Origin of the sequence: Streptosporangium sp. NPDC020072 (genome assembly GCF_040631445.1) — a bacterium.
Taxonomy (GTDB): Bacteria; Actinomycetota; Actinomycetes; order Streptosporangiales; family Streptosporangiaceae; genus Streptosporangium.
Genome location: NZ_JBEYAB010000019.1, coordinates 75,406 through 87,165, shown reverse-complemented (window position 1 = coordinate 87,165; position 11,760 = coordinate 75,406). Strand labels below are relative to the sequence as shown.

The following is an 11,760-nucleotide window of genomic DNA, read 5'->3' as shown; positions in this document are numbered from 1 at the left end:
GGTTGTGTCTCAGGAGAGGGCGAGCCTGAACTTGTCGGGGGCGCCGTCGAAGACCCCGCCCGACCGGTCGTCGATCCCGTCCTGCCTGAGCGCGTCCTTGTCCGGCCTGAGGATGTCGCGCACCACGAAGCCCATCATGATCAGGATGGTGATCACCCGGCCCCACACGGCGGTGAAGTAGGTGTCGTCGGTGATGCCGAGGGCCGCGCTCTCCGGCCTCTGGGTCAGGAGGTAGAGCCAGATCGCGAAGAAGTACCAGCACTCGGCGATCTGCCACAGGGCGATCGGCTTCCAGTTCGGCCTGGCCAGGACGGCGAAGGGGATCAGCCACAGGACGTACTGCGGCGACCACACCTTGTTGGTGATCATGAAGGCGGCCAGGGTGAGGAAGCACAGCTGCATCAGCCGGGGCCGCGTCTTGGCCGTCACCGCGAGCACGGCGATCGCCAGGCAGCAGGCGCCGAGCGAGACGATGCCCAGCATGTCGAGCCGTGCCGGATCGCCCAGGAACGGCCACTGCTTGTTGCCGAAGAAGTACCAGATGGATCCCCAGTCGGCGCGCCGCTCCTGGCTGAAGACGTAGAACTTGCTCCAGCCGGGGAAGGCGGCGAGCATGACCGGGACGTTGACCACGAGCCAGGAGGCCGCGACGCCGCCGACGGTCTGCAGGAACGGCTTCCACTTCCCGGTGCGCACCGTCAGCAGGAACAGCGGGCCGAGGAACATCACCGGGTAGAACTTCGTGGCGATGGCCAGCCCGAGCATGACGCCCGCGAGCCACTGCCGCTGCTTCGACCAGGCGAGCATCGCGGCCAGGGCGAGGGCGCCGGCCGCCAGGTCCCAGTTGATGTAGGCGGTGAGGATCAGCGAGGGGGCCAGGGCGTACCAGAGCGCGTCCCAGCGACGGGTGGGACCGGCGAGCGCGGCCATGAGCACCACGCCGACGATCAGGCACAGGGCCATGAGGATCACGGTCAGGTCGTAGAAGGCGACCGCGGGATCAGCCATGGAGGAGGCGATCCTACGGAAGATCTCCATGATCCCGCCGATGCCGACGGGGTACTCGACCGGATAGTCGAAGTAGGGGATCTTGCCCTCGCTGAGCTTCTCGTTCCACCACAGCGGATAGATGTCGGTGTAACAGAAGTTCGTGAACTGCAGGGTTCCGTCGTTCCAGGCCCCGCCGAACCGGCAGGGCCACTTCCACAGGAAGGAGAGCACCGCCCCCAGGGCCCCGAAGAGGGCCAGGGGGATGTAGGGGGTGACTCGCGCGCCTAAGGAGGGCAGCGCGACAGGCATTGTCTGGGCGCTCTTCATCAATGGTGTTGTCCTGTCGGTTTTGGATCAGGTACGGCCGCACCCGGCGCGGCTCCCGAGTCGAGCCCGATGCCGTCGCCGGTTCCGTCTCCCGTGCCGTCGCCTATCCCGTCGCCGGTACCGTCACCGGTTCCGTCGCCGGTGCCGTCAGGGTCTTCGCGCTGACCGGTCCCGGTGCCGTTGTCGTCCAGCGACGAGTCGCAGGAGATGTCCCCGGGCTGACACTGGTCACCGCCCTGGTCGCCGTTCCCGTCACCGTCGTAGTCGCCGTAACCACCGTCGCCGTCGTCGGGGTTCTCGGTCGCGGTCGGCGTCGGCGAGGGTTCGGGCTTGGGCGCGAGGTTCTTGTCCGTACCGACGTTGGCGGGCGGCGGGAACTGCATGACCTCCTTGCCGCGCATGGCCTCCTGCATGAAGGCGTGCCACACGCGGGTGGGGTAGGTCGCGCCCTGGATGTCGCCCAGCGAGATCTCAGCGTTGGTCTTCTTCTGCTGGCGGTACATGCCGACCGCGGTGGACAGCTGCGGGGTGAACCCGACGAACCAGGCTTCCTTGTTCTCGTCGTTGGTTCCGGTCTTGCCCGCGACCGGCCGGTCGGACAGGGCGGCGGCGCGGCCGGTACCCCTGGGATCCTTGATCACCTGCTGGAGCGCGGCGACGGCGTCGGCGGCGCTGTCGGGGCTGATGACCTGGGTCGGCTGGTCGTTCTCCTTGAGCACCGTCACCTTGTCACGGTCGAGAACCTTGATCACGACGTGGTTGTCGTAGTGCTTGCCGGCGTTGGCGAAGATCGAGTAGCCACCGGCCTGCTCGACCGGGGTGACCTGGCCCGAACCGATCGTGATGGCGAAGGCGTGACGCTGCTCCGCCTCCTTGAGCCGCTCCTCGCTGAGGCCCGCGCCGGAGGCGATGCCGATGACCTTGTCGAGGCCGACCTCCTCGCCCATCTGCACGAAGGCGGTGTTGACGGACTCGGCGGTGGCCCTGACGACGTTCACCGAGCCACCGGGGATGTCGTGGGAGTTCTTGATCGGGTTGGTGCCCGGCGCCTTGATCGGACCCTTGCCCGACAGGTAGCTGTTGAGGCTGTTGCCCGCCTCAAGCCAGGCGGCCAGCACGTAGGGCTTGAACGCCGAGGCCGCCTGCTTCTGCGACATGAACGCGTCGTTCCACTCGGTCTTGGTGAAGCTGGGACCGCCGTAGAAGGCGAGCACCCGCCCGTTGCGGGGATCGACGGCCGCCAGACCGGTGTGGATCTCGGGGGACAGGCCCGAGGTGTTCTCCTGGACGGCCTTCTTCGCCGCGAGCATCAGCTTCTTGTCGAACGTCGAGTAGATCTTGTAGCCGTTCCGCTTGACGTCCTCCTCACTGATCCCCCGGCGGTTGAGCTCCTTGAGCACCTCGGTGATCATGTAACCGTTGATGCCCTTGTAGTAGTCCTTGTTGGCGTAGGTGACCCGCTTGGGAGCCGTGGGGGTCTTGGTGGGCAGCGAGCCGTACTTGTCGGGGAACATCTCGGCCATGCCCTTGATCACGTAGGTGTAGCGCTCCTGGGTCGGTGCCAGGTTCTTGGCTATCTCCGCGCGGTCGAAGGCGTCGGGGTTCTGGATGCGGCCCGCGAGGTAGGCGCCCATCTCCGGGGTCAGCTCGTCGACGTTCTTGTTGAAGAACGACTTGGCCGCGGCCTGGATGCCTCTGGCTCCGCGGCCGAAGTAGATGGTGTTGAGGTACTGCTCAAGGATCTTGTCCTTTGGCAGCTCTTTGTTGATCTTGATCGCGACGAAGATCTCCTTGATCTTCCGCTGGATCGAGACCTCCTGGCTGAGCCCGTCGTAGTAGTTACGAGCCATCTGCTGGGTGATCGTCGAGGCGCCCTGGACCTGGGCGCCGCTGACCGTACTCCACAGCGATCGGGCCATGCCCCTGAAGTCGATGCCGCTGTCCTCGCGGAAGCTGCGGTTCTCCGCGGCGATCACCGCGTCCTTGACATGCTCGGGCACCTTGTCGATCGAGACGATCGTCCGCTTGACGCCGAGGCGGGCGAGCACGGTCTTGTCGCTGTAGTAGATGACGCTGCCCTCGTCGTCCACGTCCGCCTGGGTGGTGGTGGGGACGGGGATGTTGGCGTAAGCGACGGCGATCATGCCAAAGACGCCCGCGACGAAGATGGTGAAGCCCGCGACCACGATCTTCCAGCTCGGCAGGAATCGCTTCCAGCCCGTACGCCGCGGCTTGCGGTCGTCCTCGTCGTCAGGGCCGCCGGGACCACCGGGACCACTGCCTCCGCCGGGACCCGTGGGGCCACCGCCGCCCGGACCGTCGAGCTGCTCGGCGCCACCCTGTCCCTGGAAGCCGGCCCGCGCCGCGGAGCCGCGGCGCGCGCGCCTGCGTCCGCCGGGGGCCGCCGGGCCTCCTGAGGCGCCCGTGCTCATCTGCGTGGCCGGTCCCGACGCCTGCATGGGCGAGCCGATCTGGGTGGCCTGGTCGTCCATGGCCGCCCGCGCGCCGGGTCCCGCCTGCGGGGCGGCCTGCGGCATGGGGGACTGGTGCACGGCCGTGTGGGCCGTGGGCGACGAGCCTCCGGCCTGGGCGGCCAGCATGGCCTGGGTGTCCTCGAAGGCGGCCTCCGCCCTGCGCCCACCGAGCGGGGGCGCTTCCTGCCCGCCCTGCCCAGGACCAGGGGCACCGTAAGGCGGCCGTCCCTGGAAGTTCGGCTGGGGGTAAACCTGGGTCGCCTGACCGGCGTCTCCGGTTTGGGGAAGCGGTGGCGGGGGAACCGCGGAGGAAGCGGCTCCCGTGCCTGAGCGACGGCGCCGTCCCTGGCGAGACGCGTCAGGGGCTTGAGAGCGCCCGTACGGCTCCGGGTCATGGCTGTTGCTGTAACTCACGCGTCCTCGTTCGGTCATCGGGGTCTACGACGGCGTGCAGGCGGGTGAGATTACCGCTTGAACGCGATCTTTCTCAGCGCCTTGGCTCACTGGTAGCCGCCCCTTTGGGGCGGATCTCCGTTCCCGAGGACGGGTGAGGCCGTCAGCTGGTTCCACGGACCACGATGGCAGACCACCCCCATCCGAGCGTGGAATTTCCCACATTGGGAAGTGGTCTTGGCCATGCCGGGGGGCAAGCCCGCTGCCGCTCGCTGTGACCACATAAGCGCCAGACTACGGCTTTTTACTGTTTGCGCCCAACCTCTTGGGAAAGTCGTTAATTGCAGAGATATGTTGGCCCGACGTATCCTCAGGATGTATCGGCTCGATACATCGACGCGAGAGGTGGTGGTTTCCCGTGGCCGGCGGACGTGGCGGCGTGCTAGAGCTCGCCGTGCTCGGGTCGCTGCACGAGACCCCGCTCCACGGTTATGAGCTGCGCAAACGGCTCAACTCTCTCCTCGGGATGTTTCGCGCGTTCTCCTACGGCTCGCTCTATCCCTGCCTTCGTCAGCTCCTGACCGACGGGCTCATCGTCGAGGACGACGACTCGGACGTGCCCACCGCCGAGAGCCCCATCACGCTCACCGGCAGACGCTCCAAGATCGTCTACAAGCTGACGACGGAGGGGAAGGAGCGCCTCCAGGAGCTGCTCACCCAGGCCGGTCCCTCCGCCTGGGAGGACGAGAGCTTCGGCGTCCACTTCGCCTTCTTCAGGCACACCGAGACAGAGGTGCGGCTGCGGATTCTCGAAGGCCGCCGCAGCAGGCTCGAAGAGCGGCTCGACGGTGTCCGTACGGCTCTGGCCAGGACCCGGGAGCGGCTGGACAGCTACACGCTAGAGCTCCAGCGTCACGGTCTGGAGTCGGTCGAACGCGAAGTGCGCTGGTTGAATGAGCTGATCGCCACGGAGCGACGGAGTTCCGCGTCCGAACAGGAGCGACGCTCCACACAGGAAGGGACCTCCCGGGCGCCCGCGCCCGGCACGGATAACAGGGGGCGGCACCCCGCCTCGGAAGACAATTGACCATTAAGAACAAGGGGAGCGAGTGCCATGGGTTCGGTGCGCGTAGCCATTGTCGGTGTAGGCAACTGCGCCTCGTCGCTCGTGCAGGGCGTGCATTACTACAGGGACGCCGACCCGGGTAGCCGGGTGCCGGGCCTGATGCACGTCAAGTTCGGTGACTACCACGTCGGCGACGTCGAGTTCGTCGCCGCCTTCGACGTGGACGCGAAGAAGGTCGGGCGCGACCTCTCCGAGGCGATCGTCGCCTCGGAGAACAACACCATCAAGATCTGCGACGTGCCGCCGCTCGGCGTCACCGTGCTGCGCGGTCACACCTTCGACGGTCTCGGCGAGTTCTACCGCGACATGATCGAGGAGTCCGACGAGGCTCCGGTGGACGTCGTGCAGGTCCTGAAGGACAACAAGGTCGACGTCCTCGTCTCCTACCTGCCGGTCGGTTCCGAGGAGGCCGACCGTTTCTACGCCCAGTGCGCCATCGACGCCAAGGTCGCCTTCGTCAACGCGCTCCCCGTCTTCATCGCCTCCGACCCCGTGTGGGCGGAGAAGTTCACCGAGGCCGGTGTGCCGATCGTCGGCGACGACATCAAGTCGCAGGTCGGCGCCACCATCACGCACCGGGTGATGGCCAAGCTGTTCGAGGACCGCGGCGTCGAGCTGCTGCGCACCTACCAGCTGAACTTCGGCGGGAACATGGACTTCATGAACATGCTGGAGCGCAAGCGCCTGCAGTCCAAGAAGATCTCCAAGACCCAGTCGGTCACCTCGCAGATCCCGCACGAGATGGGCAAGGCCGACGTGCACATCGGCCCGTCCGACCACGTGCCGTGGCTCGACGACCGCAAGTGGGCCTACGTCCGCCTTGAGGGCAGGTCCTTCGGCGACACCCCGCTGAACCTGGAGTACAAGCTGGAGGTCTGGGACTCCCCCAACTCCGCCGGCATCATCATCGACGCGGTCCGCGCGGCCAAGATCGCTCTTGACCGGGGCATCGCCGGGCCCATCCTGTCGGCCTCCTCCTACTTCATGAAGTCCCCGCCGGAGCAGTACTCCGACGACGAGGCCAGGGAGTACGTGGAGAAGTTCATCCGTGGCGAGGTCGAGCGCTGAAGCCCATCCCGCCAATGACAAGGCCCTCCACCCGGTCCGGGCGGAGGGCCTCGCCGTACGGCCGGACGGCCGGGTCGAGCCGTCAGGCGGGACGGGCGGCGGGCGGCAGCTCCGCCGGGTCGGCGACCGGCCAGCCGAGCGGGTCGTCGCCGAGCTTCACCAGGTGGGGCACCTGCTCGCGGCACCAGGGGGAGACCGCGAGGTCACCGTTGAGCACCCCGGCTGCGAACTCCCGCCACGGCATCCAGCGCGTCTCCCCGACCTCCTCGGGGTTGGGGACGGCCTCGGCGTCGACCACGGCCCGGTAGACCGGGCACAGCTCCCGCTCGACGATCCCGCTGTCCATGACCGCGCGGTAGGAGAAGTCCGGCACCACCAGGTCGACACCGGTGACGGAGAGACCGAGCTCGTGGGAGAGCCTGCGCAGCACCGCGCCGGACAGCGGTTCGCCGGGCAGCGGGTGCCCGCAGCAGCTGTTCGTCCACACCCCCGGCCAGGTGATCTTGTGCGACGCCCTGCGGGTGAGCAGCACCCGTCTCAGGCCGTCGAACACGTAGCTGGAGAAGGCGAGGTGCAGAGGCGTGTCGGAACCGTGCACCGTCGCCTTGGGCGCCGTGCCGATCGCGTTTCCCTCGGGGTCGACGAGCACGACGTGTTCATCAGCTGTCACCCGACCGAGGGTACGTGACCATGTCAGCTCGTTCTTCCTGATCAGCGTTACGTCATGAAAGGTGATGAAGTGTCCGGCAAGGCGGGTTCCTCCTGACGTCGTGGCCGATTCGCCACGCGTAGGCTGAGCCCGTGTCATTCGCATCCGACCTACGCGTACTGCTGAGGGGCCAGGACTTCAGGCGGCTGTTCGGTACCCGTCTCGCCTCCCAGTTCTCCGACGGTGTCTTCCAGTTCGCGGTGACCGGATTCGCCTTCTTCAGCCCGGAGAAGAACACCAGCGCGGCGGAGGTCGCCGTCGGGCTGGCCGTGCTGTTCCTGCCGTACTCGATCCTCGGTCCCTTCGTCGGCGTGTTCATCGACCGGTGGTCCCGGCGCCAGATCCTGGTGATCGCGCCGATGGTGCGCGCGACGCTGCTGTTCCTGGCCGCCGCGCTGCTGCTCGTCGGCGTCCCCGACGGGGTCTTCTACGCCGCAGCGCTCGCCGTGCTCGGCGTCAACCGTTTCTTCCTGGCCGCCCTCGGCGCCTCGCTGCCGCACGTCGTCCCCGGCGACCGGCTGCTGGCGGCCAACGCGGTCACCCCCACCTCGGGCACCGTCGTGACCTTCGTCGGCGCGGGGCTCGGCTACCTGCTGAACCGGCTCCTCGGCGGCGACCACCGCAGCACGGCGGCTCTCCTGATCATCTCCGGCGTCACCTTCGGTTCGAGCGCGCTGATCGCCAGGACCATGGACAGGCGCCTCCTCGGCCCGGTCCACGACGCGGGCAGGCCGCAGGCCGGCCAGGCGCTGCGCAACGTGGTCGGCGGCCTGGTCGACGGCGCGCGTCACATCGCTGGTCACCGGGCCGCCGCGGCCGCGCTCGGCGCGATGGCCACCCATCGCTTCGTGTACGGCATGTGCACGGCGATGATCGTGATGCTCTCGCGCAACCACTTCGCCCACAGCGCGGAGAACGCGCTGGACGTGGCCTCCCTGGTGCTGGCCACCTCGGGGGTCGGCTACGCCCTGGCCGTGGTGCTGACGCCGTGGGCGACCGAGCGCTTCGAGATCGACACCTGGATCCCGACCATGCTGGCCGGCGCGGGGGTGCTGTCGTTCGCGCTGTGCGCGCCGTTCCAGCAGTGGGGCTTCGCGGTCGGCGGTTTCGTGCTCGGCCTGGCGGGACAGAGCATCAAGATCTGCACCGACACCCGTGTGCAGAGCGACATCGAGGACGTCTACCTCGGCCGGGCCTTCTCCCTCTACGACATGCTCTTCAACGGCACCTACGTGATCGCCGCCGCGATCGCCGCCGCGCTGCTGCCCGCCGACGGCAGGTCCATGCTGGTGCTCGGGCTCATCACCGCCGGATACATCGGCGGCGCCGTGGTCTACCGGGCGGTCACCTCGGCGGATCGATCGAGAACGCCGCTGCCGTCATCGCGGTCGTGACCAGGCCGAGGTCGTCGCCGATCGAGTAGGGCGGCATCGTGTAGAGCAACCGCCCGAACGGCCGCAGCCAGACCCCGTGATCCATCACCACGTCCTGGACGCGCCGGACGTCGATCGGCTCGTGGGTCTCGATGACGCCGATCGCGCCGAGCACCCGCACCTGCCTGACGCCGGGTGCCCCGGCGGCCTCGGCCAGCCCCCGGGTCAGACCTTCCTCGATCAGGGCGACCTCCCGCCGCCAGGGGCGTTCGGCCAGCAGGCCGAGACTGGCGCCCGCGACGGCGCAGGCCAGCGGGTTGCCCATGAAGGTCGGGCCGTGCATGAGCGTCCCGATGCCCTCGGCGACCCGCTCCGTGCACAGCGTCGCGGCCAGGGACATGTAACCGCCCGTCAGCGCCTTGCCCAGGCACATGATGTCGGGGCGGATCCCGGCGTGGTCGCAGCCGAACAGCTCTCCCGTCCTGCCGAAGCCGGTGGCGATCTCGTCGGCGATCAGCAGCAGGCCGTACTCGTCGGCCAGCTCGCGAAGCCTGCGCAGGTAGGCGGGGTGGTAGAAGTGCATGCCGCCCGCGCCCTGCACGACCGGCTCCACGATGATCGCCGCCAGTTCGTCCGCGTGCGCGGCGACGGTCTTCTCCAGGTGGACCAGGTAGTCCTCGTCGAGCGCGGCGGGCGGCCGGTCGGCGAACACGTGCTCGGGCAGGGCGCCGGAGAACAGGTGGTGCATGCCGTTGACCGGGTCGCAGACGGCCATCGCGCCGAAGGTGTCGCCGTGGTAGCCGCCCCTGACCGTGAGCAGGCGGCTCCTCCCGGTGAACTGGAAGGCCATCTTGATCGCGACCTCGACCGCGACCGAGCCCGAGTCGGCCAGGAATACCCGGGGCAGCCCGGTCATGTCCGCCAGGGTGCTCGCCAGCCGTACGGCGGGCTCGTGCGTGAGGCCGCCGAACATGACGTGCGCCATGTCCCCGAGCTGGTCGGTCAGCGCCTGGTTGAGCCTGGGGTGGTTGTAGCCGTGGACGGCCGCCCACCAGGACGACATGCCGTCGACCAGGCGCCTGCCGTCGGCGAGCGTCAGCCGTACCCCGTCGGCCCTGGAGACCGTGTGCACGGGCACGGCCGGAGGCACCGAGGCGTAGGGGTGCCACACGTGCTCACGGTCGAGGGCCTCCCAGGAGGGGTTCAGGACGAGATCCCGTTCTCCTCGGCCCACTCGCGCAGGGCGAGCGCGGCGGTCTCCTTGCCGACGACCCCCCTGTCCAGGCGCATCTCCAGCAGGAACTTGTAGGCGCGTCCCACGACGGGCCCCGGGGGCACGCCCAGGATCTCCTGGATCTCGTTGCCGTCGAGCTCGGGACGGATCTTGCCGAGCTCTTCCTCCTCGGCCAGCCTGGCGATGCGCTCCTCAAGCTGGTCGTAGGTCTGCGACAGCGTCTGGGCCTTGCGCCTGTTGCGGGTCGTGCAGTCGGCGCGGGTCAGCTTGTGCAGGCGGTCGAGCAGGTGCCCGGCGTCGCGGACGTAGCGGCGCACGGCCGAGTCGGTCCACTCGCCGGTGCCGTACCCGTGGAAGCGCAGGTGCAGCTCGACCAGCTTGGAGACGTCGGAGACCACGTCCTTGGGGAACTTCAGCTCCGTCAGGCGCTTCTTGGCGAGCTGGGCGCCGACCACCTCGTGGTGGTGGAAGGAGACCCGGCCCCCGGCCTCGTGGCGGCGGGTCTTCGGCTTGCCGACGTCGTGCAGCAGCGCGGCCCAGCGCAGGATGCCGTCCGCGCCGTTCTCCTCAAGGCCGATCGCCTGCTCAAGCACGATCAGCGTGTGCTCGTAGACGTCCTTGTGCCGGTGGTGCTCGTCGATCTCCAGACGGAGCTTGGGCAGCTCGGGCAGGACGTGGGCGGCCAGGCCCGTCTCGACCAGGATCGTCAGCCCCTCGCGGGGGTGGGCGCCGCGGATGAGCTTGTCCAGCTCGTCACGGATGCGCTCGGCCGAGACGATCTCGATGCGCTCGGCCATCGCGGTCATCGCGGCCAGCGCCGCCGGATCGACCGTGAAGCCGAGCTGGGCGGCGAACCTCGCGGCTCTGAGCATCCGCAGCGGGTCGTCGTCGAAGGAGCGCTCCGGGGGGCCGGGCGTGCGCAGCACCTTGGCGTGCAGGTCGTCCAGACCGCCGTGGGGGTCGACGAACTCGCGTGAGGGCAGGCGCAGCGCCATCGCGTTGACCGCGAAGTCACGCCTGGCCAGGTCGCCTTCGAGCGTGTCACCGTAGGCCACCTCCGGCTTGCGCGAGGCGGGGTCGTAGGACTCGCTGCGGTAGGTGGTGATCTCCAGCTGCCAGCCGTCCTTGCGGGCGCCGACCGTGCCGTAGTCGATGCCGACCGTCCAGACCGAGTCGGCCCAGCCGCGCACGAGGTCGAGGACGGCCTCGGGGCGCGCGTCGGTGGTCAGGTCGAGATCGTTGCCTATCCTCCTGAGGAAGACGTCACGAACCGATCCGCCGACGAGGGCGATCTGGTACCCCTTCGCGGCGAACAGCTCGCCGAGTTCGTCGGCTACGGGGGCGATCTTTCTAAACAGTTCGCTCATACCGTGCCGCTGCTTCTCAGTCAGGTTTGAAAGGGACAAGCCGGGTAGGTCCTTCGGTTACGGAACATGTTCCCCACTGGGGATACACCTCAAGCGATCACCAGGTTACGGTCGGTCAAGAGACCGTCGGGGGCGTGCGTCGAGGCTAGTCGAGGCAAGGAGCACACACATGAAGGACGCCCTCGCGATCCACCGCTGGCTCCTCGCACACCAGGTTCATCATGAGATCGTACGCCTTCCCCGTGTGATGACGTGCGCCGAGGAACTGCCGGAACTGCTGGCCGTGAGCCCGGCGACCTGCGTCGTGGTGACCGTCTTCGAGGCCACGACCTCCGTGGGGCGAGAACCCGTCGCCGTCGTCGCCTCCGCCGCCTCCCCGCCCAAACTCGGCGCCGTCGGCGGCGCGCTCGGCGCCCGCAAGGTCAGGCCCGCCTCCGCCTTCACGGTGAACTCCGCGACCGACTACGCGGCCGGGCTGGTCTGCCCGCTGCTGCTGCCCGACGGACTGACCACGCTGGTCGACGAACGACTCGCCCGCGCCGGCGACCTCGTCCACACCCCCACGGGTGAACGTCGTACGGCGCTGCTCATCAGAACGGAACACCTTCTGTCGCTTGTTTCAGGGAAGACCATCGACCTGGCCCAATCCCGGTCACGGAGGGAGCAGGTGACCTTCCCGCTCGCCGGATAGGCCATAGC

The 11,760-nt window shown here is 68.4% G+C and carries 9 protein-coding genes; 4 read left to right on the top strand and 5 right to left on the bottom strand.

The features are described from left to right. Positions 1 to 9: 9 nt before the first annotated feature. Positions 10 to 1,299 (bottom strand): glycosyltransferase 87 family protein, encoded by a 1,290-nt coding sequence (locus ABZ470_RS36355; RefSeq protein WP_362917196.1) that lies wholly within the window; start codon positions 1,297 to 1,299, stop codon positions 10 to 12. Positions 1,300 to 1,316: 17 nt separating this feature from the next. Further along, positions 1,317 to 3,917 (bottom strand): transglycosylase domain-containing protein, encoded by a 2,601-nt coding sequence (locus ABZ470_RS36350; RefSeq protein ID WP_362917194.1) that lies wholly within the window; start codon positions 3,915 to 3,917, stop codon positions 1,317 to 1,319. A gap of 685 nt (positions 3,918 to 4,602) precedes the next feature. Between ABZ470_RS36350 and ABZ470_RS36345 the strand changes: the two genes are divergently transcribed. After that, positions 4,603 to 5,271 (top strand): PadR family transcriptional regulator, encoded by a 669-nt coding sequence (locus tag ABZ470_RS36345; RefSeq protein WP_352013649.1) that lies wholly within the window; start codon positions 4,603 to 4,605, stop codon positions 5,269 to 5,271. Positions 5,272 to 5,298: 27 nt separating this feature from the next. Further along, positions 5,299 to 6,378, top strand: a complete 1,080-nt coding sequence (locus tag ABZ470_RS36340; protein WP_352013648.1) for an inositol-3-phosphate synthase — start codon at positions 5,299 to 5,301, stop codon at positions 6,376 to 6,378. Positions 6,379 to 6,460: 82 nt separating this feature from the next. On the opposite strand, the gene idi is transcribed toward ABZ470_RS36340, so the two are convergent. After that, on the bottom strand, positions 6,461 to 7,048 hold the full coding sequence (gene idi / locus ABZ470_RS36335) for an isopentenyl-diphosphate Delta-isomerase (RefSeq protein ID WP_362781978.1): 588 nt from the start codon (positions 7,046 to 7,048) through the stop codon (positions 6,461 to 6,463). A 131-nt stretch (positions 7,049 to 7,179) separates the two neighbouring features. Here idi and ABZ470_RS36330 point away from each other — a divergent pair, with 131 nt between their 5' ends. Then, positions 7,180 to 8,481, top strand: coding sequence for an MFS transporter (locus ABZ470_RS36330; RefSeq protein WP_362917192.1), 1,302 nt, complete (start codon positions 7,180 to 7,182; stop codon positions 8,479 to 8,481). On the opposite strand, the gene ABZ470_RS36325 is transcribed toward ABZ470_RS36330, so the two are convergent. Both ABZ470_RS36325 and ABZ470_RS36320 read right to left on the bottom strand, forming a co-directional pair. After that, complete coding sequence (locus tag ABZ470_RS36325) at positions 8,432 to 9,694, bottom strand: adenosylmethionine--8-amino-7-oxononanoate transaminase (RefSeq protein ID WP_362917190.1); 1,263 nt, start codon at positions 9,692 to 9,694, stop codon at positions 8,432 to 8,434. The two genes, ABZ470_RS36330 and ABZ470_RS36325, sit on opposite strands and share 50 nt — an antisense overlap. Then, a complete protein-coding gene (locus ABZ470_RS36320; RefSeq protein ID WP_352013644.1) occupies positions 9,664 to 11,061 on the bottom strand; it encodes a CCA tRNA nucleotidyltransferase in 1,398 nt (465 codons plus the stop codon). Before ABZ470_RS36320 ends, ABZ470_RS36325 begins: the two co-directional genes overlap by 31 nt. A 169-nt stretch (positions 11,062 to 11,230) precedes the next feature. On the opposite strand from ABZ470_RS36320, the gene ABZ470_RS36315 reads away from it, so the two are divergent. After that, positions 11,231 to 11,752: a YbaK/EbsC family protein gene (locus ABZ470_RS36315; protein WP_362781969.1), complete on the top strand. Its 522-nt coding sequence runs from the start codon at positions 11,231 to 11,233 to the stop codon at positions 11,750 to 11,752. Positions 11,753 to 11,760 lie beyond the last annotated feature (8 nt).